Source organism: Mycobacterium sp. TH-M103, from assembly GCF_057473785.1.
Map to the genome: position 1 here is coordinate 23,820 of NZ_JBYCLG010000057.1, position 22,929 is coordinate 46,748.

The following is a 22,929-nucleotide window of genomic DNA, read 5'->3' on the forward strand; positions in this document are numbered from 1 at the left end:
GGCATCGGCGGTCACAACCGCCGCGACGGCGGTCCTGTCGTCCCTGTGACGCGAACGCGCCGGTCTAGCGCGCGTCGATGCTCACGTAGTCGCGCTCGGTGTAGCCGGTGTAGATCTGGCGCGGACGGCCGATCTTGCTGTCGCCCTCGTCGTGCATCTCACGCCAGTGCGCGATCCAGCCGGGCAGCCGGCCCAACGCGAACAACACCGTGAACATCCGGGTCGGGAACCCGAGGGCCCGGTAGATCAGGCCGGTGTAGAAGTCGACGTTGGGGTAGAGCTTGCGCTCGATGAAGTAGTCGTCGGTCAGCGCCGTTTCTTCGAGTTCCTTCGCGATGCCCAGCAGGTCGTCGTCCCCGCCGATCTTGGAAAGGATCTTGTCGGCCTGCTCCTTGACGATGCGCGCCCGGGGGTCGTAGTTCTTGTAGACGCGGTGGCCGAAGCCCATGAGCTTTACGCCGGCCTCGCGGTTCTTGACCTTCCGGACGAATTCCCCGACACCGTCGCCGCTCTCGCGAATCTGCTCGAGCATCTCGAGCACCGCCTGGTTGGCGCCGCCGTGCAGCGGACCCCACAGCGCGTTGATCCCGCCGGAGATCGAGGTGAAAAGGTTGGCCCGGGACGAGCCGACCAGTCGGACCGTCGACGTCGAGCAGTTCTGCTCGTGGTCGGCGTGCAGAATGAACAGCATGTCCAGCGCCCGTACGATTTCGGGATCGGCCACGTAGGGCTCGGCCGGCAACCCGAACGTCATCCGCAGGAAGTTCTCCACCAGGGTCAGCGAGTTGTCCGGGTAGAGGAACGGCTGCCCGATCGACTTCTTGTAGGCATACGCGGCGATGGTCGGCAGCTTGGCCAGCAGGCGGGTGGTCGACAGCTCCACCTGCTCGGTGTCCATCGGGTCCAGCGCGTCCGGATAGTACGAGCTCAACGCGTTGACGACGCTGGACAGCACCGGCATCGGGTGGGCGTTGGGCGGGAAGCCGTCGAAGAACCGCTTGAGATCCTCGTGCAGCATGGTGTGGCGCTGAATCCGGTTGGTGAACTCGGCCAGCTGTTGCTTGTCCGGCAGCTCGCCGTAGATCAGCAGGTAGCTGACCTCGATGAACGTCGACTTCTCCGCCAGCTGCTCGATCGGGATGCCCCGGTACCGCAGGATGCCGGCCTCGCCGTCGATGTAGGTGATGGAACTCTTGGTGGACGCGGTGTTGACGAAGCCGTTGTCGAAGGTGGTGTACCCCGTCTTGGCCAAGAGGGATCCGAGCGCAATACCGTCGTTTCCTTCGGTGGCGCGGACGACCTCCAGGTCGATTTCGCCCCCCGGATAACGGAGTGTCGCGCTGTCGTCGGTGTCGGCCACGAGAACCCCTTTGCACTCTGGCTGATCTGATATGGCTGCCCCGCACGCGGGTGCGTACTGCTGAAGGTAGTCGTTATCGCGACGGCGCGCCTGCCCGGGGTCCGGTTCGCTGGTCGTGCGGCCTTTCGTCCGGCGCCGTCAGGGCTGCAGACGCTCCACACGGCCGCCGCTGACCCGAATCCGGTTGTGCAGCCGATTTTCCCGCCCCTGCCAGAACTCCACCACCTCAGGCGCGATGAGATACCCGCCCCAGTTGGGGGGCACCGGCACGCTCTCGGTGGCGGCGAAACGCGCGGTCACCTCGGCCAGCTGGTCGAGCAGCGCCCGCCGCGACGCGATGGGCCGCGACTGCTGCGAGGCCCACGCTCCCAGTTGCGAGCCGCGCGGGCGCCTGGCCCAGTAGTCCGCGGTGGCCTGAGGCTCGACCCGGCTGACCGGCCCGCGGATATGGACCTGCCGGCCCAGCCGGAACCAGGGGAAGGTGGCCGACGCGAAGGGCGTCGACGCCAGCTCGGCACCCTTGGCCGAGTCGTAGTTGGTGAAAAATGTGATTCCGGTCTCGTCGGCGCTCTTGCACAACACCGTTCGGCTTACGGGCCTGCCGTCCGCGACCGTGGCCAACACCATGGCGTTGGGCTCAGCCAGCCCCGCGCGCTCGGCGTCGTCAATCCACCTGCGGAACAACGCAAGCCAGCCGTCCGCCAGCCAGTCGATGTCCAGGTCGGGGCTGCCGTCCTTCTCCACCGACCCATATTCCACCCGCATCTGCGAAAGATGCCGGTCGTCCGGCCCTACCATCGGCCCCACGCTACCGGGCGTGACGCTTTAGCTACCGGCCGGTAGCAGCGCCGCGGGCACGGGGTGCGAGAATTTTCCCCATGACTGTGGTCCCAGAAGACTTCGTGCCCGGCCTCGAAGGCGTCGTCGCCTTCACCACCGAAATCGCCGAGCCGGACAAGGATGGCGGCGCGCTGCGCTACCGCGGCGTCGACATCGAAGACCTGGTGAGCCAAAAGGTCACGTTCGGCGACGTGTGGGCCCTGCTGGTCGACGGCAGGTTCGGACACGGGCTGCCGCCCGCCGAGCCCTTCCCGCTGCCGATCCACACCGGCGACGTGCGCGTCGACGTGCAGGCGGGCCTGGCGATGCTGGCACCCATCTGGGGCTACAAGCCGCTGCTCGACACCGACGACGCCACCGCCCGCGAGCAGCTGGCCCGGGCGTCGGTGATGGCGCTGTCCTACGTCGCGCAGTCCGCCCGCGGCATCTACCAGCCGGCGGTTCCCCAGCGGGTCATCGACGAATGCCCCACCGTCACAGCGCGTTTCATGACGCGCTGGCAGGGCGAGCCCGACCCCAGGCACGTCGAGGCCATCGACGCCTACTGGGTGTCGGCGGCGGAGCACGGCATGAACGCCTCGACGTTCACCGCGCGGGTGATCGCCTCGACGGGAGCCGATGTGGCCGCGGCGTTGTCCGGCGCGATCGGCGCGATGAGCGGGCCGCTGCACGGCGGCGCGCCGGCGCGGGTGCTGCCGATGATCGAGGAGGTCGAGCGCACCGGCGACGCCCGCGGCCTGGTCAAGGGGATCCTGGACCGCGGGGAGAAGCTGATGGGATTCGGGCACCGCGTCTACCGGGCCGAGGACCCGCGGGCGCGGGTCCTGCGCGCGGCCGCCGAGCGGCTGGGCGCCCCGCGCCACGAGGTCGCCGTCGCGCTCGAGCAGGCCGCGCTGGCCGAGCTGCGCGAACGCCGCCCGGACCGGGCCATCGAAACCAACGTGGAGTTCTGGGCCGCGGTGATCCTGGACTTCGCGCGGGTGCCGGCCAACATGATGCCGGCGATGTTCACCTGTGGACGCACCGCTGGATGGTGCGCCCACATCCTGGAGCAGAAGCACCTGGGCAAGCTGGTCCGCCCGTCGGCCATCTACGTCGGTCCGGGCCCGCGCAGCCCGGAGGCGGTCGAGGGCTGGGACCGGGTGCGCACCAGCGCCTGAGCGCGCCACGGCGGACGCGCGAGCGCGCGCAAACTGACGGCTGTCACGGCGTGTCGGCGTACCGACACGCACGCTCGCGGGGAGCGGGAGCGCGAGCGCGCGGCCGCTAACCCCGGTCCAGCAGGCGGTCGAGCAGCTTCTGCCGCCGCGGGGGCGGGGCGGTTGACGCGGCCGCGAGCATGTCGGCGACTTCGGTGAACTTGTTGCGCGGCCGTCCGTCGCGCCTGCCGCGGGCGACCTCGGCGGAGTCGATCGCACGCCACCCGGCGGAGCCGACGACGTCGGGCCGGCGGGCCCGCACCAGCTCCTCCAATGCCTCGGGCCGGGCCACCGGGGCGGCCAACTCGCCGGCGTTGAAATCGGCGACCAGGGCCTGCACCGTCTGGAAGGAGCAGGACTTGTTGGTACCGATGAAACCGGTGGGCCCCCGCTTGATCCAGCCTGCGACATAGGTGCCCGGCATCGGCCGGCCGGAGCCGGGGTCCACCACCCGTCCATCCTCGTTGGGGACCGCACCGGCTGACTCGTCGAACGGAAGGTCGCGAATCATCTTGCCGCGATAGCCGATCGACGTCAGCACGAGACCCGCGTCGAGCCGGCGCAACTCCCGGGTGCCGGTGACCGAGAACTCCACGCCGGTGGCGCGGTGCTCACCGAGCACGCGCTCGGGTGTGAGCTGGTACGCCAACCGGATTCGCGGGCGCCCGGCAGCCGGGGGCGGCGCCGACCCGTCGCCGAGCTTGCTCAGGATCTCCAGCTTGGTCCTGGTCAACGAGTCCGACGCCGTCACGAGATCCCGCGCGACCAATTCGTGGTTACCGGCGTCCAACACGACCTCGGAGCAGCCCGTGAGCCCGATCAACTCGGGCAACGTGAACGCCGAGTGGGCGGGTCCACGCCGCGCGGCGATCACCACTTCGCGCACCGCGGAGCGTCGGAATGCGTCCAGCGCGCGGTCGGAGACGTCGGTGCGGGCCAGGTCGTCCGGGTCCGCGGTGAGCACCCGGGCCACATCGAGGGCGACGTTGCCGTTGCCGATGATCACCACGCGCTCGTGACTGAGATCGACCGCAAGCCCGGCGAAGTCGGGATGGCCGTTGATCCACGCGACCACCTGGGTGGCAGTGCCGGTGCCCGCGAGGCCCATCCCGTCGATATCGAGCCGACGGTCCTCGGGTGCACCGACGGCGTAGAGCACGGCGTGATGGTGCGCCGACAGATCGGCATGGCTCAGGTGTTCGCCGACCTCGACGTTGAGGTAGAACCGGAAGTGGCGATGGCCGGCGACCCGGTCGAACAGCTTTGTGACCTGTTTGGTGCTCTGATGATCGGGGGCGACCCCGGCACGCACCAGCCCGTACGGCGTGGGCAGCTTCTCGAACACGTTGACCCGCACGCCAGGCTGGGTGAGCAGTTCGTCGGCGGCATACATCGCCGCCGGGCCGGACCCCACGATCGCCACGGTCAGCGGCCGGCGACGGGCGCGCACCTCGGCCGCGGGAATCACGGGCGCCAGCTTCGAGGTGGGCGGCAACTTCTCCCCCGCGGGCCGCTTCGGGTAGAACGACGCGTTGATCTCGACGAACGGCAGCTGCCTGGCTTCCAGCCGGTTGTCGGGCACGATCGCGCCCACCGGGCAGGCGCTCACGCAGGCACCGCAGTCCACGCAAGCCACCGGGTCGATGTACAACATCTCCGAGGCGGCAAAGCCCGGCTCATCCGGTGTCGGGTGAATGCAGTTCACCGGACACGCGTAAACGCAGGACCCGTCGTTGCAGCACGACTGGGTGATCACATGCGGCATGTGGCAACCGGGACGTGCTAGGCGGCCGGGGCCACGGCAAGGTGCCGGCGTTGCGGCTCGCTGCGGTAGCGCGACGGCTTGCCGTCGATCTTGCAGATCCGCCACATCAGCCGCGCCAGACGGCTCTCCATCAGGCCGGTGTCACACGCCAGCATCCGCACGTCGGCGAACATGTCGCTCAGCCACTTTCGCGACTCGGGCGAGGCGAAGAAGAGTTCCTTCTTGACCTCGCGGGGGATGTCGAACTCGTCCCAGAACGCCTTCGGCGGCACCACGATGGCCTGGCACAGCACGCGCATCGTCAGCGGGTAGAACAGCGAGATCCAGAACCGTTGCCTGCGGGTCAGCTCCGGCAACCGCTTGCGCAGGAACTCGTGGGCGAAGGAGATGTGCCGCGCCTCCTCGGCCACGTGGATGGCCATCACCCGTTCCATGATCGGGTGCAACGACTTGCCTTCGCGCAGCACGTTCTTCTGCGTGTGGTCGATGGGCTCCTCACCGGCGAGCACCCCGATGAAGAACGCCGCCGGCAGCGGGCCGGCCACCAACGGCACCAGCGGCGAGAGCCAGCGCAGCATCCGCGGCATCCCGGGGACGTCGGCGCCGACGCGGTTGACCATCTCCTGGAACATCATCGTGTGGTTGCACTCTTCGACGGATTCGTGCAGGCAGTAGCGGTATTCCGGAGACCCGTTGGGCAGCCAGAACGTGTAGTTCATCAGGCCGCGGATCAGGATGGATTCGAAGTGCAGTCCCACCTTGGCCACGTTGGCCTGGCGCCACATGCCGATCTTGATCTGGCGCTCTTCGGACTGCGCCCGGTACCAGGGGTGGCGCCCCAGCGGGTCGGTCGCCGGCAGGATCCACCGCGGGTCGTCGTCGGTGACCGCGAACTCCGGCGAGTCCCAGTCGATGTCGGTGTACGGGTTGAAGTTTCGCCGCACCGACCCCTCGGACAGTGTGGCGAGCATGTCGACGTACTCGGCGTCGTCGCGCACCTCCATGTTGCGGCGCCAACGCCGGACCATTCGCGTCCTGTCCATCCCGAGCCTCCCCAAGCGAGGTTTACATTCGGACGTGCAATGTCTAGACGGTACCGCAGGTACTGGATATGTTCCAGACCCCCTTGGACCACTGTGACCTGACCACTGGTCACCGGATCGGTGCGGTCTGGGTCACAGTCGACGGGCGCGACGGGACCGCCGCTTCTGGGTGCCGGCCCGGCTCACTACGCTGGTGAGCATGGCTGACGAGCTCGAGATTCCCGCTGACCTCAAACCCCGCGACGGCCGCTTCGGATGCGGTCCGTCAAAGGTCCGACCCGAACAGCTGAACGCGCTGAGCACCACCGCGGCCGGCCTGTTCGGTACGTCGCACCGGCAAGCGCCCGTCAAGAACCTGGTGGGAAGGGTGCGCTCGGGCGTGGCGGAGCTGTTCTCGCTGCCGGACGGCTATGAGGTCATCCTGGGCAACGGCGGCGCCACGGCGTTCTGGGATGCCGCGGCCTTCGGGTTGATCGACAAGCGTTCGCTGCACCTGACCTACGGGGAGTTCAGCGCGAAGTTCGCCTCCGCCGTCACCAAGAACCCGTTCGTCGGCGATCCGGTCGTCATCAAGGCGGATCCCGGCAGCGCCCCCGAACCGCAGTCCGACCCGTCCGTCGACGTGATCGCCTGGGCGCACAACGAGACGTCGACCGGGGTCGCCGTGCCGATCCGCCGCCCGTCGGGCTCCGGTGAGGCGCTCATCGTCATCGACGCCACCTCCGGGGCTGGGGGCCTCCCGGTCGACATCACCGAGACCGATGCGTACTACTTCTCGCCGCAGAAGAACTTCGCCAGCGACGGCGGCCTGTGGCTGGCCGTCATGAGCCCTGCCGCGCTGGCCCGCGTCGAGGCCATCGCCGGCTCGGGCCGCTGGGTGCCCGATTTCTTGTCGCTGCCGACGGCGATCGACAACAGCCTGAAGAACCAGACCTACAACACCCCGGCCATCGGCACGCTGGTGCTGATGGCGGAGCAGCTCGACTGGATGCTGGGCAACGGCGGCCTGGACTGGGCGGTCAAGCGCACGGCCGACTCGTCGCAGCGGCTGTACTCCTGGGCCGAAGAGCGGCCCTACACCACGCCGTTCGTCGCCGATCCCGCCCTGCGTTCGCAGGTGGTGGGCACGATCGACTTCGCCGACGACGTCGACGCCGCCGCCGTCGCGAAGGTGCTGCGGGCCAACGGCATCGTCGACACCGAGCCCTACCGCAAGCTCGGCCGCAACCAGTTGCGCGTCGCGATGTTCCCCGCGGTCGATCCCGATGACGTCAGCGCCCTCACCCAGTGCGTCGACTGGGTCGTCGAGCGGCTTTAACTTCGGCGTCATCAGCTCGCAACCGGCCAGCGTGTCAGGCCCGGTTACGGGCGTCAGCTGGACTAGAGTGCGCACGTGACGGGTCCTTTGCCATGCACCTGGACCCTGCGAGGAGAAGCCATGCGGGAACTCAAGTTGGTTGGGCTCGATGCCGACGGCAAATACCTCATCTGCGAAGGCGGCGACCCCGCGAACCAGTTCAAGCTGGCGGTCGATGACCGGTTGCGGGCCGCCCTGCGGGACGGCCCCACAGCCTCGGAGCAACCGCAGCTCGACATCGAGATCACGAACATGCTGAGTCCCAGGGAAATTCAGTCGAAGATCCGCGCCGGCGCGTCCGTCGAGCAGGTGGCCACTGCGTCGGGCTCCGACATCTCGCGGGTTCGCCGGTTCGCACACCCGGTGCTGCTGGAACGCGCCCGCGCGGCCGAGCTGGCGACGGCCGCACATCCGGTGCTCGCCGACGGCCCCGCGGTGCTGACGCTGCTGGAAACCGTGAGCACGGCCCTGGTGACGCGTGGCCTCGACCCGCACCAGATCGGCTGGGACGCCTGGCGCAACGAAGACAACCGGTGGACGGTTCAGCTGGCCTGGAAGGTGGGCCGCTCCGACAACCTCGCACACTTCTGCTTCATGCCCGGCGCCCACGGCGGAACGGTCACCGCGGTCGACGACGCGGCCAGCGAGCTGATCGACCCGAACTTCGAACGCCCGCTGCGGCCGCTCGCGCGGGTGGCCCACCTCGACCTCGAGGAGACCGCCGAACCGGAGACCGCGCCGGAGGCCGCTGCGCCCGCCGCTCCTGCGCCGCCCGAGCAACCCGCGCCCACCCGGCGCGGCAAGGCGAGCAAGACGGCCAAGCCGGCCATTCCGGCCTGGGAAGACGTGCTGCTCGGGGTGCGCTCGAGCGGGCAGCGCTAGCTGTTCCCGGACACCGTCAGGGCCAGCAGCGCCAGCCACCCGCCGACCACACCGACCCCTGCGCCCAGCACCAGCCAGCGCAGCACCGGCGTCCGCCGCCACCCCCACAAGCTGGGCGCCAGCCCGCCGGCCGCCACCGCGTTGAGGCCGACCGCCAACAACGGATGCACCCGGATCAACCCGAGGCTCAGCACCACTATCGCGGCGCCGGTCACCGCGGCGACGAACCCCGCGACCGCCAATCCCGTGGCCCACGGCACCGACTCGTTCACGAACGCAGCCTAGAGCGTTCGTAGAACGCCACGGCGGCCGCAGTCGCCACGTTGAGCGAGTCGGTGCCCCGCGACATGGGGATTTGCACCCGCATATCGCTCAACCGCAGCGTGGTGGCCGTCAGTCCCGGGCCTTCGGCGCCCACGACGATCGCGACCCGTTCGTCGCGCAACTCCGCCATCGCCTCCGGCAGCGCACAAGCGTCGCCGCGCGGGGTCATCCCAGCAGCCGGAACCCGCGTTCTCGCAACGTCACCAGGTCGGCGGGCCAGTCGGTGGCCCGCGCGTAGGGCACCAGCAACGCATGCCCCATGGACACCCGGACGGCGCGACGGTACAGCGGGTCGGCGCAGCCGCTGCCGAACACCACCGCGTCCACGCCCAGCCCCGCGGCGTTGCGGAACATCGAGCCCAGGTTCTCGTGATCGTTGACCCCCTCGAGCACCGCAAGGGTGTGGGCCCCCGCGGCGATCTGGTCCACCCCGTGTTCGGGCACCCTCCTGGCGGCCGCCAGCACGCCCCGGTTGAGATGAAAACCAACCACCTGCGCCATGACCTCGGCGGAGGTTCGATAAAACGGCGCCGCGACGCCGGTGAGGTCGTCCGCGAGTTCGGCCAGCCGCCGATCGGTGCCCAGCAGGGCGTGCGGGGTGAACCGGGAGGCGAGCATGCGCTGGACGACCAAGACGCCCTCGGCGATCACCAGCCCCTTGCCGCTGGGCAGGTCGGGACGACGATCGACGCTGTTAAGGTCGCGGAAGTCGTCGAGACGGGGATCGTCGGGATCGTCGACGTCGTGAACGTCCGGGCCGTCGCTCACGGGCTTTCGTCGACGAGGGCCAGCATCAGGTCAGCGGCGGCGCGCAGGGTCTCGCGTTGCCGGCTGTCCAGCGTCGAGAGCCGCTTGGCCAGCCACTCCTGCCGGGCGCGCCGCGTCGCCTTGACCAACTCGGCGCCGGACGCGGACACCGAGACCAGCACCTGCCGGCCGTCGACGGGGTGCGGGACGCGGTCCACCAGGCCCATCTCGGCGAGCGATGCGATCACCCTTGTCATCGACGGCGGCCGGACCCCCTCGCGGATCGCCAGCGTGCCCGGGGTCATCGCGCCCTCGCCGAGCAGCGTCGCCAGCGCCGACAGCTGCGACAACGACACCGGCGAGGGAGGGCTGCGAAACCTCAGCTGGCGGGACAGCCGCATCACGGCCAGCGACAAGTCGCTGGCCAGTCGTGCATCGCTGTCAGGCATGGCGCGAGGGTACACGCAACCAGGAGAATTCGGCGTGACTACCTGGCTAACGACCGGCGCGGACCCTTGTCGGCGCGCGGCGGCAAATGCGGCTCCGAACCGGCTGCTGCCGGCGCGTTTCCCGGCGACCCGGCTCACCCCTTGGGGCGTCCCGAGGCCCGGCAAAGCTATGTTGAGGGCTATGTCCGTCGAGTCGGGCCGGAGCCGCACACCACCACCGCTGCCGCCAGCGTTGCTCGAGGTATGGCCGGTCATCGCGGTGGGCGCCGCGGGATGGCTGGCCGCCGCGGTGGCCGCCTTCCTCGTCCCGACGCTGCAGAGTTGGCGCCCGGTGGCGGTGGCCGGACTGGCCGTGGGGTTGCTCGGTACGGGCATCTTCGTCTGGCAGCTGGCCGCGGCCCGTCGCGGTGACCGCGGTGCGCAGGCCGGCCTCGAGACGTATCTCCACCGGAGATAAAGTCACCCAGGACACTTGAGATTCGGGGGAATCTATGGCCGCCGAGCTACTGCAGGCCGAAATCGAGATCGCGGCACCGGCGTCGAAAGTCTGGGAGCTGATCTCCGATTTGCGGCGCATGCGCCAGTGGAGCCCACAGTGCCGGTGGATGAAGGCGTTCGGCCCGCTGCACGCCGGTGTTCGCACCCTCAACCTCAACCGTCGCGGCTGGTTGTTCTGGTTCACCACATGCACCGTCATCGAGGTCGTCCCCGAAAAGCGGCTCGCCTTCAAGGTCGACGTCAACCGCACCATCTGGAGCTACGAGCTCGAGCCGCATGACCGGGGCACGCGGCTGATCGAGAGTCGGCACGCCGAAAACGGTGTGACGGCATTTTCGAACCTCACGGCGAACGCGTTTTTCGGCGGAACCACCAAATTCGAGCGCGAATTGCTCGCGGGCATCGATATCTCGCTGGCGAAGATCAAAGCCGCCGCCGAGAACGGTTAGTCCGGCGGCTCCAGCGGCTCGGGCTGGGGCTCCGGAGGCGCCGGTGGGGACTCCGGGGTATCGGGCAGCTCCGGCTCGAGCTCGGGGCGGGGTTCGGCGGGAGCAGTTTCGGACTCCGGGGCCTCGGACTCCGTGACCTCGGGCTCCGGGGACGCGGGCTCCGTGACCTCGGGCTCCTTGACCTCGGGCTCCGTGACCGGCGCCGGCGCCTGCATGACGTCGAGCACGCCGTCGTCGAATGCCTCGTACCGCGGTGAGCCGCTACCCGCCGGAGCCGGTGTGTCCGAATGGGCGCCGCACCCGTATTGCTTGTCCACGACATGGCCGTCGGCGGACAGCTCGTTGCCGCACACCCCGAACATCGCGCCCAGCGATCCCGCCAACGGCAGGAAAAAACCGCAGTCGCGGCAGACGCGTTTGGTGGACCGCGCCATCGGGGACTCGGGACCGTAGTCTCCGGTGTGCCACCTCTCGGCGGCCTCGGACCGGCCCACGACGCCCAGCACCCAGCGTCGACCCAGCCCGACCTCCGCGGCGGTCTCGTCGACCTGAGGGTCACCGCTGGCGGTGTAGCCCGGAACCAGACGCGGGTCGTCGGCAGCCGGTGCCAGCAAATCTCCCGGGCTCAAGTCCCCCGGCCGCACACGGCGCTCCCAGGGCACCCATTCCGGCGCCAGCAACGCGGTCGGACCGGGAATCAGCACGACCTCGCTGATGGTGGCGTGCCCGGCACCGGGATAAGCGGCGACGACGGCGGCCCACTGCCAGCCCTGGTACCCGGGCAGGTGCGCCAGGAACCGGTGGGTTGCGGCCGTGGAATCCTCGTAGCTCACGCCGAGGTAGTCACCGACCGCGTCCGGGCCACTGAACTCCTCCACGGCCGCCCTGGCCTGGTCGGCCGCACCCGCGAGCAACTCCGCCAGCCCCTCGTGCCAGTCGGCCACGGTCGCTGCGGCAGTCTCCTCGATGGGTCCGGTCACGCTTACCTCTCTTTGCATCGCGCCTCCAATACTAGGGGTGCGAGCCACACCCGGTGACCTACGGACGCGGGAAGCGGCCATGAGAGAGAATTGCGTGGTGTCTGGACGGCGGCGTGACGATCCGGGCCGCGCGGCCCCCAACCCGGGCCGCCGGACCCATTCGGACCTCCGGAGGGCGGCCAACCCGCATCCCGGCCTGGCCAACTACCCGCCTGACGGCTCCGACCAGCGGCGCGCGCGCCGTCCACCGCCGATGCCTAGCGCCAACCGCTACCTGCCGCCCCTGGGCGAACGACCCGAACCGGACCGCGGTAGCAGCGCGCCGCGCGGTCCCGTCGCGGGCGAACGCATCACCGTCACCCGCGCCGCGGCGCAGCGCAGCCGGGAGATGGGTTCCCGGATGTACTCGATGGTGCAACGCGCCGCCACGGCCGACGGCGCGGACAAGTCCGGGCTGACGGCGCTGACCTGGCCGGTGGTGGCGAATTTCGCGGTGGACGCCGCGATGGCCGTGGCCCTGGCCAACACGCTTTTCTTCGCCGCGGCCACCGGGGAGAGCAAGGGCCGTGTCGCCCTGTATCTGCTGATCACCATCGCCCCGTTCGCGGTGATCGCGCCGCTGATCGGTCCGGCGCTGGACCGGTTGCAGCACGGCCGCCGCGTGGCGCTGGCGACCTCGTTCGCGCTGCGCACGGGGTTGGCGGCGCTGTTGATCATGAACTACGACGGCCCGTCCGGCAGCTATCCCTCGTGGGTGCTCTATCCCTGCGCGCTGGCCATGATGGTGCTGTCGAAGTCGTTCAGCGTGCTGCGCAGCGCCGTCACGCCCAGGGTGATGCCGCCGACCATCGACCTGGTGCGGGTCAACTCCCGGCTGACCGTGTTCGGCCTGCTGGGCGGTACCATCGCCGGCGGCGCGATCGCGGCGGGTGTCGAGTTCGTCTGCACCCACCTGTTCAAGCTGCCGGGCGCGTTGTTCGTCGTCGTCGCCGTCACGGTCGTCGGCGCCATGCTGTCGATGCGGATTCCGCGCTGGGTCGAGGTGACCGCCGGTGAAGTCCCCGCGACGTTGAGCTACCGCCGGGACAGCGGCCCGCTGCGCCGCAGCTGGCCCGAAGAGGTCAAAAAGGTCAGCGGAACACTACGACAACCACTGGGCCGCAACATCATCACTTCGCTGTGGGGCAATTGCACCGTGAAGGTCATGGTGGGCTTTTTGTTCTTGTACCCGGCGTTCGTGGCCAAGGCGCACCAGGCGAACGGCTGGGTGCAACTGGGCATGCTGGGCATGATCGGGGCCGCGGCGGGCATCGGCAACTTCGCCGGCAACTTCGCCAGCGCCCGCCTGCAACTGGGCAGGCCCGCGGTGCTGGTGGTGCGCTGCGCGGTGGCGGTGTGCACCGTCGCGCTGGCGGCGGCGGTGGCGGGCAACCTGATGGTGGCGGTGATCGCCACCCTGGTCACGTCGGGCTCGAGCGCGATCGCCAAGGCCTCGCTGGATGCGTCGTTGCAGAACGATCTGCCGGAGGAGTCGCGGGCGTCGGGGTTCGGGCGCTCGGAGTCGACGCTGCAGCTGGCCTGGGTGCTGGGCGGGGCGCTGGGCGTCCTGGTGTACACGGAATGGTGGATCGGCTTCACCGCGGTCACCGCCCTGCTCATCCTCGGGCTGGCGCAGACCCTGGTGAGCTTCCGCGGCGACTCGCTGATTCCCGGGCTCGGGGGCAATCGCCCGGTTATGGTCGAGCAGGAAGGCAGGCGGCGCGGCACGGGCAGGCCGGCGGCGGTGCCGGAGTGAGACCGCGGCGCAAGCGCGGGGTGAGGTTGCTGGCCCTGACCCTGGTGACGTTGCTGGCCGTGGGCGGCGGGGTCGCGACCTGGCTGTTGGTGCGCCACCCCGGTCCGCAGCGGCCGCAGATCAGCGCGTACTCGCACGGACACCTGGCCCGGGTCGGGCCGTACATGTACTGCAACGTGCTCGACCTCAACGACTGCCAGAACCCGCAGACCCAGGGCGAACTGCCGGTCGACGCCCGCTACCCGGTGCAGCTCTCGGTGCCCGAGGCCATCGCCCGGGCGCCCTGGCGGCTCCTGCAGGTCTACGAGGACCCGGCCAACACGACGGCCACCCTGTTCCGTCCGCACACCCGGATGGCGGTCACCATCCCCTCGGTCGACCGCCAACGCGGCCGGCTCACCGGGATAGTCGTGCAGTTGCTGACGCTGGCGCTGGACCGCTCCGGCGAGTTGCGCGACGTCCCGCACGCGGAATGGTCCGTGCGGCTTACCTTCTGAGCGAGCATCCCAGGGTCGGATTGTCGGGCCTCAAGTCACCAATGCTTGGGACGAACGGCTCCTGACTGCGCGGTGGCGCGCTTCTAGGGTCGAGAGGCCGAAGCGAACTCTCCAGCGATGGGACAGCGATATGGTCAGCGACATAGCGGATCCGGGAATCGTCGTCGGGGTCGACGGATCGCCCGACGGGAATGCGGCCATGCAGTGGGCGGTCCACGAGGCGACGATGCGCAACGTGGCGCTGACCCTGGTCCACGCCGCCGCGCGGTTGCCTGCCGGTTCGCCGGTGCTCGAGTGGTCGGGTGAGTCCCTCCCGGCAGAAGTCGTCCAGCAGCTCGATGCGAACGCTCGTCAGGTGCTCGCCGACGCGGCCAAGCTCGTCGACGACATGACCCGGGAGCGCCGCCTGCGGGTCAACAGCGAGCTGTCCGCCGCGGGACCGGTCGCCAGCCTCGTCGAGTTGTCCGACAAAGCGGACATGGTCGTGGTGGGCAGAAGCGGCCAAGGCGCGCTGCAGCGAGCGCTGCTGGGGTCCGTCAGCACGGGACTGGTTCATCATGCCCACTGCCCGGTGGCGGTGATCCACAGCGACTTTTCGCCGCCACCGCAGGGCTGCGTCCTGGTCGGCATCGACGGGTCCACGGCGTCGGAGCTGGCCACCGCGATCGCTTTCGACGAAGCTTCTTGGCGGGGTGTGGATTTGGTGGCGCTACACGCCTGGACCGACGCCGAGGTCCCCGACCTCCCGAGCCGGGAGTGGGCCGGAACGACCAGGACGTCCTGGACGAGACTGCGCTCGGCGGCCGAGGAGACGTTGGCCGAGCGCCTGGTCGGCTGGCGGGAGCGCTATCCCGACGTCACCGTCCAGCGGGTGGTCGTCACCAACCGGCCCGCGCAGCATCTGATCGAGCGCTCGGCGTCCGCGCAGCTGGTGGTCGTCGGCAGCCACGGGCGCGGTGGCTTCGCGGGGATGCTGCTCGGATCGGTGGGCACCGCCGTCGTGCAGGCGGTGCGCGCGCCGGTGATCGTCGCCCGGCAGGGCTAGCTACCGCGCCGCCGGCTGCTGGGCGACGCGCTCGCCGTCGAGGGGCGGGCCGGGCGGCGTTCCCTTCCCGAAGGGGTTGCCGCCCAATGCTTCCCGACCATGCGGGGTCAGCCAGTTTTCCAGGTCGGGGCCCTTGGGCACGATACGGGTCGGGTTGATGTCGGCATGCACGACGTAGTAGTGCTTCTTGATCTGGTCGAAGTCCACGGTGTCGCCGAAGCCCGGCGTCTGGAACAGATCACGCGCGTAGGCCCACAGCACGGGCATCTCGCTGAGCTTGCGGCGATTGCATTTGAAATGCCCGTGGTAGACCGGGTCGAAGCGCACCAGGGTGGTGAACAGCCGCACGTCGGCCTCGGTGATGGTGTCACCCACCAGGTAGCGCTGCCCGGCCAGGCGGTCGCTCACCCAGTCCAGGGCGGTGAACAGCCGGTCGTAGGCCGCGTCGTAGGCCTGCTGTGAACCGGCGAAGCCGCAGCGGTACACGCCGTTGTTGATCTCGGTGTAAACCCTCTTGTTCACCTCGTCGATCTCGGCCCGCAGCGGCTCGGGGTACAGGTCCGGTGCCCCGTCGCGATGGTGGGCGGTCCACTGCGTCGAGAAATCCAGCGTCATCTGCGCGAAGTCATTGGTGACCACAGCCCCGGTCGGAATGTCGACGATCGCGGGGACGGTGATGCCTTTGGGGTAGTCGGGGAATCGCTTGAAGTAGGCGTTCTGCAGTCGCGGGATCATCAGCACGGGGTCGACACCGCCGGGGTCGAGGTCGAACGTCCAACTGCGCTTGTCGTGGGTCGGCCCGCAAAAGCCAATGGAGAGAACGTCTTCCAAACCCAGCAGGCGGCGCACGATGATGGCGCGGTTGGCCCACGGGCAGGCCCGGGCGACGACGAGCCGATACCGGCCGGGCTCGACCGGGTACCCGTCGCGTCCGTCGGCGGTGATCCGCGTGGTGATGTAGTCGGTGTCACGGGTGAATTCGCCCGCCGGTGCGACGTAGGAGGCCATGACGGCAATTCTGCCCCGCCGAGGAGCCGGTCCGCGGCTAGGTACTCAGAAAGCGCCGGGCCTGCCGCCGACATCGCGAACAGCTCGGCGCCGATGTCGACGATGCGGCCCAAAAAGCCCTGCTTCTGCTCGAGCTTGGCCTGCCACCGCGCCATCCCGTAGAAGGTGTTGCGGGCCAGCTTTCGGGCGGAGCGTTCGATGAACCGGAGATGACCCGCCAACGCACCGGACTCGCTGTAGGCCGAAGGCCGTTGGCCTTCGCCGAAAACCAGCTGCGGCAACCACTTTGCGTAGAACCCGCTGGCGCCGACCGCCGCGGCCGCCTTCTTCTTCAGATCGGCGTCGGGCTTCGCGAGGTCTCCGGCCGCGCTCAGGTGCGCGTCGACCGCCTCCCGGGCGATCAGCAACCGCGTGATCTCGCTGAATCCCTCGAAGATGCGGTTGATCCGCAGATCGCCAGCATCTGCTCGGCCGGAACGGCGCGCTCCCCGGCGTGGCCAGGGATTCGGCGGTCTCATAGCGCTCGGCGGACCACTCGCGGGCGATCTTCAGCGACCACTTCGACGCCCCCGCCGCGGTCGCCGGGATCGACAGCCGGCCGGCGTTGAGCGTGGTCAACGCGATCTTGAGGCCGTCGCCTTCGCGGCCGATCAGGTTTTCGCGCGGCACCCGCACGCGGTGGAACCGGGTCACGCCGTTTTCGATGCCGCGCAGTCCCATGAACTTGTTGCGCCGCTCCACGGTGATTCCGGGGGAATCGGCCTCGACGACAAAGGGGCTGACCCCGCCGCGGCTGTGGGCACCCGGGCCATCACCGGCAGTTCGGCGACCAGACCGTTGGTGGTCCACAGCTTCACGCCGTCGAGTTCGTAGGCGTCGCCGCCGTCGACCGGTGTGGCCGTGGAACCCAGCCGCGCCGGGTCGGAGCCCACGTCGGGTTCGGTCAGCAGGAACGCCGATATCGCGCCGGCGGCGCAGCGCGGCAGGAACTTGCGCTTCTGCTCCGGGTGCCGGCGAGCTTGAGCGGCTCGGGCACACCGCTCGATTGGTGGGCCGACAGCAGCGCGCCCAGGCTGGGGTTGACCGTCGAAACCATCATCAGCGCCCGGTTGTAAGCCACCTGCGACATCTCCAGGCCGCCGTACTCGGCCGGTATCGTCATGCCGAAGCAGCCCCATTCGGCCAGCCCCTTGACGTATTCGTCCGGGATCCGCGCCTCACGCTCGATGACGCTGCCATCGACGGTGCGAAGGAACTGCCGCAACTTGTCGAGGAACGCACGCGCCCGGGCCTCTTCGGCGTCGCTGGGTTTGGGGAACGGGTGGATCAGGTCCAGCGGAAACCGGCCAAGGAACAACTCTTTGGCGAAGGATGGCTTATCCCAACCGCTTTCGCGCGACTCCTCGGCAACGGCTCTGGCCTGCTCCTCGGTGACTTGTGCTTGTTGTGGGATTTGCAGGCTACTCGCTGATCGCGAGGAGCATACCCAGCACGGGCCGTTTCTCACATCGCCGCGCCCGACGAATGCGATGACCCGCCGACGTCGCGGTCAGGCGTCGAGCTCGCGGGCCACGGCCTTGACCACCTCGGAAACTCGTCGGGCCGTCTTGCGGTCCGGGTAGCGCCCCTTGCGCAACTCGGGCTGCACGGTGCTCTCCAGCAACGTGATCATGTCCTCGACCATGCCGTGCAACTCGTCCGGGCTGTGCTTGTGCTCGGCGGGCACCTCGCGGCGGGGCTTGGTGAGGCTGGGCGGCGGTTCAATCAGCTTGAGGCTCAACGCCTGCGGTCCGCGCCGACCCGAAGCGATGCCGAACTCCACCCGCTGCCCGGATTTGAGCCCCTCGACACCCTCGGGCAGCGCCGACGCGCGGACGTAGACGTCCTCGCCGTCCTCCTGCGACAGGAAGCCGAACCCCTTTTCGGAGTCGTACCACTTAACCTTGCCGGTCGGCACTGGTCTCACCTGCTTGTCTGACGGGCCACTAGTTGAACGACACAAGAAGCGTCCCGCCTGCGCGAGACGCAATGTCGAGTGATGATCCTACTCGGATCGTTGTCCGACGAGCACCCCCCGGGCCGAGCGTTACTCGCTAGGCTGGCACTACTGCGGAGGTGAGATGCGCACGATCCTGAACGTTGTCTGGCTGGTATTCGGCGGCCTGTGGATGGCCGCCGGCTACCTCGTGGCGGCGCTCGTCTGCTTTCTGCTGATCGTCACGATCCCGTTCGGGTTCGCGTCGCTGCGCATCGCCTCTTATACGTTGTGGCCGTTCGGCCGGACCCTCGTCGACAAGCCGACCGCCGGAACCGGCGCGCTGCTGGGGAACATCATCTGGGTGCTGCTGTTCGGGGTGTGGCTGGCCATCGGGCATCTGGTGAGCGCCGTGGCGATGGCGCTCACGGTCATCGGCCTGCCGCTGGCGCTGGCAAACCTCAAGCTGATCCCCGTCTCGCTGATGCCGCTGGGCAAGCAGATCATTTCCTCCGACTCGCCGCACGAACTCGCACGGGTGCGCGCATGACGCTGACCGCCCTCGGCCTGCCTGTGGTGCCCGGCCACACGGACCGTCGGTCCGCGGCGGGGCAGGCCCCCACCGGTGGCCCGCTGGCGGACGCCTACGGCCGGGTCGCCACCGATCTGCGGGTGTCGCTGACCGACCGGTGCAACCTGCGGTGCCGTTACTGCATGCCGGCCGACGGGCTGGACTGGCTGCCCGGAGAGCAACTCCTGCGACCCGACGAGCTGAGCCGGCTGATGCATATCGCCGTGACGCGGCTGGGCGTCACCAGTGTGCGCTTCACCGGCGGCGAGCCGCTGCTGTCCCGCCACCTCGAGGAGATGGTCGAAGCCGCCGCCGCCCTGCGGCCACGCCCGGAGATCTCCCTGACCACCAACGGGGTGGGACTGGCCCCGCGCGCCGCCGCGCTGGCCAGAGCCGGCCTGGACCGGGTCAACGTGTCGTTGGACACCGTGGACCGGACCCGCTTTGCGACCATCACTCGCCGGGACCGGCTGGCCGACGTGCTGGACGGCCTGACCGCCGCCAAGGAGGCGGGGCTGGCGCCGGTGAAGGTGAACGCCGTGCTCGATCCCGCCTCGGGCCGGGAGGACGTCGTCGAACTGTTGCGGTTCTGCCTGGCGCACGGCTACCAGTTGCGGGTCATCGAACAGATGCCGCTGGACGCCGGGCACCAATGGCGGCGCGGGGCGGCCCTGAGCGCCGACGACGTGCTGGACGCGCTGCGGCCGCACTTCCGGCTGCGGCCCGACCCGACGCCGCGCGGGTCCGCCCCGGCCGAGCTGTGGCTGGTCGACACCGGGCCCGGCACGCCGGCCGGCAAGGTCGGGGTGATCGCGTCGGTTTCGCACGCTTTCTGCGCGTCCTGCGATCGCACCCGGCTCACCGCCGACGGACAGGTCCGCAGCTGCCTGTTCTCCACCGAGGAGACTGACCTTCGGGGCCTGCTGCGCGGCGGCGCGGCCGACGAGGCGATCGAGGCGGCCTGGCGCGACGCGATGTGGGGCAAGCCCGCCGGGCACGGCATCAACGACCCCGGCTTCATCCAGCCCGACCGCCCGATGAGCGCGATCGGTGGCTAGCGCCATGGGCGAAGCCCCCGCCGATCCGGGCGGGATGCAGGTGACGGTCCGCTACTTCGCCGCCGCGCGCGCAGCCGCCGGAGCCGATTCCGAGACCGTGGTGCTGCCCGCGGGCACCACGCTCGCCGAGCTCGTCGACCGGCTGGCCGTGCGCGGAACTCGCCTGGCCACGGTGTTGCGCCGCTGCTCCTACCTGCGCGACGGGATCGCCGTGCGAGACGATGCCGCGGCGTTGTGCCCGGGCGACACGGTCGACGTCCTCCCGCCTTTTGCTGGCGGCTGAGGTCTGTGACATATCTCACGTAACGGAACGATAACGAGCCGGACACGGCACGATCTCGGGTGCAATGACCTGCGGAAACCCATAGCGCTGCTGGGCTTTTCGAAGGTGTCCGCAGCGGAAACGCCGGGTTTCGCCAAACGTGACGCCGCCTACCGAAACCGCTAGCGTCTCCCGGAGGTTCGCCAAGCAAGCCGAATGGCGTCCCTCCCCTCCCTATCGCGCCGAGCTCCATCCAGTAGGCGGGGGGCAGACCACACGTGGATGGAGGCGGGGGACCCACCGGGTCCGCCGTGACCGAACCGGGGTCGCTCCGCGACTCCTTGGGGTGAAGCCGGCGTCGTCTCGATGCAGAGTTCGACGCGGCCGGGTGGCCTCTCCAACCCGAACCCGACAGCTGACCTCGCAGGCGCTAGACGAGAGGATTTACCCGGCGCGTATGAGTGGACGTCACCGCAAGCCCACTACGTCAAACATCAATGTCGCCAAGATCGCCTTCACCGGGGCGGTGCTTGGCGGCGGCAGCATCGCCCTCGCCGGCCAGGCGGCCGCCGCCACCGACGGCGAATGGGACCAGGTAGCCCGTTGCGAGTCCGGCGGTAACTGGTCGATCAACACCGGCAACGGCTACCAAGGCGGCCTGCAGTTCAGCCAGGGCACCTGGGCCGCCCACGGCGGCGGCGAGTACGCCCCGGCGGCTCAGATGGCCACCCGGGAACAGCAGATCGCCGTCGCCGAGCGAGTCCTGGCGACCCAGGGGCGGGGTGCCTGGCCCGCATGCGGACGCGGGCTGTCGAACGCGACCCCGCGCGAGGTGCTCGCTCCGGCGGGCATGGACGCGCCGCCGGAGGACGCGCCGCCACCCGACGCTCCCCCGCCCGCGGACGGCCCCGAGCCCGACGCTCCCCCGCCGCCCCCTCCCGCCCCGGCGGAGCCCCCGCCGCCCGCGGTGGAACTGGCCTCGGAGCATCAGCTGGCGCCCCCCGAAGACCTGCCGCCGGCACCACCCGAAGACCTACCGCCGGCACCACCCGAGGACCTCGCGCCCCCGGCCGACCTACCGCCGGCACCACCCGAGGACGCGCCGGTCGTCGACGCCGGCTTGCCGGACCCCGCACCGGCCGACGTGTCATCGCCGGCCGACGTGCCCCCGCCGCCGCCCGGCGATGACGACGGCTCGCCGGTGGAACCACAGCAGGCCTCCGAGGTCGGCTACACCAAGCAGTTGTGGGAAGCCATCCGAGGACTGGACATCCACGGCAACGACGCGCTGGACGCCCTGGCTCAGCCGTCCGCCGTCATCTGAGGCCCGACGGAGTAAGACTGCTCGACGCTGCCCCGCCGGCCGCGCGCTCGCGGGCAGCGGCGGCATCGCGGACCGCGACGGACCGGTGTCCGCGCCGTCAGGCCGAACCCACCCATTCGTCGGTGCCGTCGTCGAAGAACTGGTGTTTCCACACCGGCAGCCGCTCCTTGATGGTGTCGACCAACAGGGCGCACGTCGCAAATGCCTCTTGCCGGTGGTCGGCGGCCACCGCGGCCACCAGCGCCGCGTCACCGATGTGCAGCGCACCGATGCGGTGCGTGGCCGCGACGGCGCGCACGCCGGTCGACCGCTCCGCGACCTCGGTGACGACATCGGTCATGATCTGCGCGGCCAACGGATGGGACGAATACTCCAGCCGCACCACGCGGCGCCCGCCGTCGTGGTCGCGGATCATGCCGACGAACCCGACGACGGCCCCGGCCGACCGGTGCCGCACCAGATCTTCGTGTTCGGGCAGAAAGATCGGCCGGTCGGTCAGCCCGGCCCGGACGACCAGCGTCATCGCCGGTGGTCTTCGCCGGCGATCTGATCCAGCCCGTGATCGAGCACGTCGGCGAGCACCGCGAGGCCGTCCCGGACTCCGCCCGGCGAGCCCGGCAGGTTGACGACGAGGGTCCGCCCGACGACCCCGCACACGCCCCGCGACAGCACCGACGTCGGCACGCCGGGCAGCCCGGAGCGGCGGATGGCGTCGGCCAGCCCGGGAATCATGTAGTCCAGCACCGCCACGGTCTGGTCCGGGGTGCTGTCGGTGGGCGAGATGCCGGTGCCGCCGGAGGTGAGGATGACGTCGACGTCGTCGGCGACCGCTTTGCGCAGCGCCTCACCGACCGCTGACCCGTCGGGCACCACCTGGGGCGTGACGGGTGCGAATCCGCGCTGCTCGAGCCAGTCGGCGATGACGGGCCCGCACCGGTCGGCGTACTCTCCGGTCGACGCGCGGGTGGAGGCGATGATGACTCGTGCGGATCGGTCGCTCATGCCCGCGCCCAGTTCCCGCTCTTGCCGCCCTCTTTGGAGAGCACCCGGATGTCGTCGATGCGAGCGGCCGGGTCAACCGCCTTGATCATGTCGTAGAGCGTAAGCCCGGCCACGCTGACAGCGGTCAGCGCTTCCATTTCCACGCCGGTGCGGTCGGTACTGCGCACCGTCGCGGTGATTTCGATGACCGACTCGCCGACGGTGAACTCGACGTCGACCCCGGTGAGCACGAGCTGATGGCACAACGGGATCAGGTCGCTGGTGCGCTTTGCCGCGAGAATGCCCGCGATCCGTGCGGTGGCCAATGCGTCGCCCTTGGGCAGCCCGCCGGTCGAGATCAGCCCCACCACGTGGGCCGAGGTGCGCAAAATTCCCGCCGCCACGGCGGTGCGCTTGGTGGCGTCTTTAGCGGTGACGTCGACCATGCGCACCGCCCCCTGCTCGTCCAGGTGCGACAGCGGGCCTGGGCGGGTCGCGGCCTCGGACGCCTCTGCCACCT

General features: G+C 69.7%; 23 protein-coding genes, 3 pseudogenes and 1 riboswitch. Of the genes and pseudogenes, 12 read left to right on the forward strand and 14 right to left on the reverse strand.

Features of this window, described 5'->3' with window-relative positions:
• Positions 1-64 precede the first annotated feature (64 nt).
• Both AC2VOR_RS02870 and pdxH read right to left on the reverse strand, forming a co-directional pair.
• The gene (locus AC2VOR_RS02870; protein WP_486963175.1) at positions 65-1,360 is read right to left on the reverse strand and encodes a citrate synthase; all 1,296 of its coding nucleotides are present in this window, start codon (positions 1,358-1,360) and stop codon (positions 65-67) included.
• Positions 1,361-1,498: 138 nt separating this feature from the next.
• Complete coding sequence (pdxH, locus tag AC2VOR_RS02875) at positions 1,499-2,158, reverse strand: pyridoxamine 5'-phosphate oxidase (protein WP_486963176.1); 660 nt, start codon at positions 2,156-2,158, stop codon at positions 1,499-1,501.
• Positions 2,159-2,238: 80 nt separating this feature from the next.
• On the opposite strand from pdxH, the gene AC2VOR_RS02880 reads away from it, so the two are divergent.
• The gene (locus tag AC2VOR_RS02880) at positions 2,239-3,360 is read left to right on the forward strand and encodes a citrate synthase 2 (RefSeq protein WP_369737117.1); all 1,122 of its coding nucleotides are present in this window, start codon (positions 2,239-2,241) and stop codon (positions 3,358-3,360) included.
• Between the two features lie 106 nt (positions 3,361-3,466).
• Here the strand turns inward: AC2VOR_RS02880 and AC2VOR_RS02885 are convergent, their stop codons facing one another.
• Positions 3,467-5,164, reverse strand: coding sequence for an FAD-dependent oxidoreductase (locus AC2VOR_RS02885; protein WP_369737116.1), 1,698 nt, complete (start codon positions 5,162-5,164; stop codon positions 3,467-3,469).
• Between the two features lie 17 nt (positions 5,165-5,181).
• Complete coding sequence (locus AC2VOR_RS02890; protein WP_369737115.1) at positions 5,182-6,207, reverse strand: AurF N-oxygenase family protein; 1,026 nt, start codon at positions 6,205-6,207, stop codon at positions 5,182-5,184.
• 199 nt (positions 6,208-6,406) lie between these two features.
• Between AC2VOR_RS02890 and serC the strand changes: the two genes are divergently transcribed.
• Both serC and sepH read left to right on the forward strand, forming a co-directional pair.
• Entirely contained in the window at positions 6,407-7,525 is a 1,119-nt protein-coding gene (serC, locus tag AC2VOR_RS02895; protein WP_486963177.1) for a phosphoserine transaminase, read from the forward strand.
• Between the two features lie 120 nt (positions 7,526-7,645).
• On the forward strand, positions 7,646-8,446 hold the full coding sequence (gene sepH / locus AC2VOR_RS02900; protein ID WP_369737113.1) for a septation protein SepH: 801 nt from the start codon (positions 7,646-7,648) through the stop codon (positions 8,444-8,446).
• Here sepH and AC2VOR_RS02905 read toward each other — a convergent pair.
• The 3 genes and pseudogenes from AC2VOR_RS02905 to AC2VOR_RS02915 all read right to left on the reverse strand — a co-directional run bounded on the left by AC2VOR_RS02905 (position 8,443) and on the right by AC2VOR_RS02915 (position 9,966).
• Complete coding sequence (locus AC2VOR_RS02905) at positions 8,443-8,718, reverse strand: DUF2537 domain-containing protein (protein WP_369737112.1); 276 nt, start codon at positions 8,716-8,718, stop codon at positions 8,443-8,445. The two genes, sepH and AC2VOR_RS02905, sit on opposite strands and share 4 nt — an antisense overlap.
• Positions 8,715-9,538: pseudogene (locus AC2VOR_RS02910) on the reverse strand (TrmH family RNA methyltransferase). The gene AC2VOR_RS02905 and the pseudogene AC2VOR_RS02910 overlap by 4 nt, the downstream one beginning before the upstream one ends.
• Positions 9,535-9,966, reverse strand: coding sequence for an Rv0880 family HTH-type transcriptional regulator (locus tag AC2VOR_RS02915; protein WP_369737111.1), 432 nt, complete (start codon positions 9,964-9,966; stop codon positions 9,535-9,537). The pseudogene AC2VOR_RS02910 and the gene AC2VOR_RS02915 overlap by 4 nt, the downstream one beginning before the upstream one ends.
• Before the next feature lie 181 nt (positions 9,967-10,147).
• Here AC2VOR_RS02915 and AC2VOR_RS02920 point away from each other — a divergent pair, with 181 nt between their 5' ends.
• Complete coding sequence (locus AC2VOR_RS02920) at positions 10,148-10,423, forward strand: DUF2530 domain-containing protein (RefSeq protein WP_369737110.1); 276 nt, start codon at positions 10,148-10,150, stop codon at positions 10,421-10,423.
• A gap of 34 nt (positions 10,424-10,457) precedes the next feature.
• The gene (locus tag AC2VOR_RS02925) at positions 10,458-10,913 is read left to right on the forward strand and encodes an SRPBCC family protein (protein ID WP_369737109.1); all 456 of its coding nucleotides are present in this window, start codon (positions 10,458-10,460) and stop codon (positions 10,911-10,913) included.
• A gap of 200 nt (positions 10,914-11,113) precedes the next feature.
• Here the strand turns inward: AC2VOR_RS02925 and AC2VOR_RS02930 are convergent.
• A pseudogene (locus AC2VOR_RS02930) lies at positions 11,114-11,893 on the reverse strand (DUF3027 domain-containing protein); the annotation flags it as partial.
• A gap of 79 nt (positions 11,894-11,972) precedes the next feature.
• Here AC2VOR_RS02930 and AC2VOR_RS02935 point away from each other — a divergent pair.
• From AC2VOR_RS02935 to AC2VOR_RS02945, 3 genes are all read left to right on the forward strand, one after another.
• Positions 11,973-13,688: an MFS transporter gene (locus tag AC2VOR_RS02935; protein ID WP_486963178.1), complete on the forward strand. Its 1,716-nt coding sequence runs from the start codon at positions 11,973-11,975 to the stop codon at positions 13,686-13,688.
• On the forward strand, positions 13,685-14,185 hold the full coding sequence (locus AC2VOR_RS02940) for a DUF2771 domain-containing protein (RefSeq protein WP_369737107.1): 501 nt from the start codon (positions 13,685-13,687) through the stop codon (positions 14,183-14,185). The genes AC2VOR_RS02935 and AC2VOR_RS02940 overlap by 4 nt, the downstream gene beginning before the upstream one ends.
• Before the next feature lie 130 nt (positions 14,186-14,315).
• Positions 14,316-15,230 carry a universal stress protein gene (locus AC2VOR_RS02945; protein ID WP_369737106.1) on the forward strand — a complete coding sequence of 305 codons (915 nt, stop codon included), beginning with the start codon at positions 14,316-14,318 and terminating at the stop codon, positions 15,228-15,230.
• Here AC2VOR_RS02945 and AC2VOR_RS02950 read toward each other — a convergent pair whose 3' ends face one another.
• The 3 genes and pseudogenes from AC2VOR_RS02950 to AC2VOR_RS02960 form a co-directional block, all read right to left on the reverse strand.
• Positions 15,231-16,238 (reverse strand): glutathione S-transferase family protein, encoded by a 1,008-nt coding sequence (locus AC2VOR_RS02950; RefSeq protein WP_369737105.1) that lies wholly within the window; start codon positions 16,236-16,238, stop codon positions 15,231-15,233. It abuts the gene before it with no gap.
• 17 nt (positions 16,239-16,255) lie between these two features.
• Positions 16,256-17,691: pseudogene (locus tag AC2VOR_RS02955) on the reverse strand (acyl-CoA dehydrogenase family protein); the annotation flags it as partial.
• Between the two features lie 96 nt (positions 17,692-17,787).
• Positions 17,788-18,195, reverse strand: coding sequence for a cold-shock protein (locus tag AC2VOR_RS02960; protein ID WP_369737104.1), 408 nt, complete (start codon positions 18,193-18,195; stop codon positions 17,788-17,790).
• 163 nt (positions 18,196-18,358) lie between these two features.
• On the opposite strand from AC2VOR_RS02960, the gene AC2VOR_RS02965 reads away from it, so the two are divergent.
• The 4 genes from AC2VOR_RS02965 to AC2VOR_RS02980 all read left to right on the forward strand — a co-directional run bounded on the left by AC2VOR_RS02965 (position 18,359) and on the right by AC2VOR_RS02980 (position 21,428).
• On the forward strand, positions 18,359-18,763 hold the full coding sequence (locus AC2VOR_RS02965; RefSeq protein WP_369737103.1) for a YccF domain-containing protein: 405 nt from the start codon (positions 18,359-18,361) through the stop codon (positions 18,761-18,763).
• A complete protein-coding gene (gene moaA, locus AC2VOR_RS02970) occupies positions 18,760-19,842 on the forward strand; it encodes a GTP 3',8-cyclase MoaA (protein WP_369737102.1) in 1,083 nt (360 codons plus the stop codon). Before AC2VOR_RS02965 ends, moaA begins: the two co-directional genes overlap by 4 nt.
• Before the next feature lie 4 nt (positions 19,843-19,846).
• Entirely contained in the window at positions 19,847-20,125 is a 279-nt protein-coding gene (locus tag AC2VOR_RS02975; RefSeq protein WP_369741447.1) for a MoaD/ThiS family protein, read from the forward strand.
• 209 nt (positions 20,126-20,334) lie between these two features.
• A riboswitch (cyclic di-AMP (ydaO/yuaA leader) is annotated at positions 20,335-20,550 on the forward strand.
• An 11-nt stretch (positions 20,551-20,561) separates the two neighbouring features.
• Positions 20,562-21,428 carry a transglycosylase family protein gene (locus AC2VOR_RS02980; RefSeq protein ID WP_369737101.1) on the forward strand — a complete coding sequence of 289 codons (867 nt, stop codon included), beginning with the start codon at positions 20,562-20,564 and terminating at the stop codon, positions 21,426-21,428.
• Between the two features lie 97 nt (positions 21,429-21,525).
• Here AC2VOR_RS02980 and AC2VOR_RS02985 read toward each other — a convergent pair whose 3' ends face one another.
• Genes AC2VOR_RS02985 through moaC form a run of 3 tightly spaced genes read right to left on the reverse strand, consistent with a single transcriptional unit; the run spans position 21,526 to position 22,927 of the window.
• Positions 21,526-21,951, reverse strand: a complete 426-nt coding sequence (locus tag AC2VOR_RS02985) for a molybdenum cofactor biosynthesis protein MoaE (protein ID WP_369737100.1) — start codon at positions 21,949-21,951, stop codon at positions 21,526-21,528.
• Positions 21,948-22,430 (reverse strand): MogA/MoaB family molybdenum cofactor biosynthesis protein, encoded by a 483-nt coding sequence (locus AC2VOR_RS02990; RefSeq protein ID WP_369737099.1) that lies wholly within the window; start codon positions 22,428-22,430, stop codon positions 21,948-21,950. Before AC2VOR_RS02990 ends, AC2VOR_RS02985 begins: the two co-directional genes overlap by 4 nt.
• Positions 22,427-22,927, reverse strand: coding sequence for a cyclic pyranopterin monophosphate synthase MoaC (gene moaC, locus AC2VOR_RS02995; protein WP_369737098.1), 501 nt, complete (start codon positions 22,925-22,927; stop codon positions 22,427-22,429). Before moaC ends, AC2VOR_RS02990 begins: the two co-directional genes overlap by 4 nt.
• Positions 22,928-22,929 lie beyond the last annotated feature (2 nt).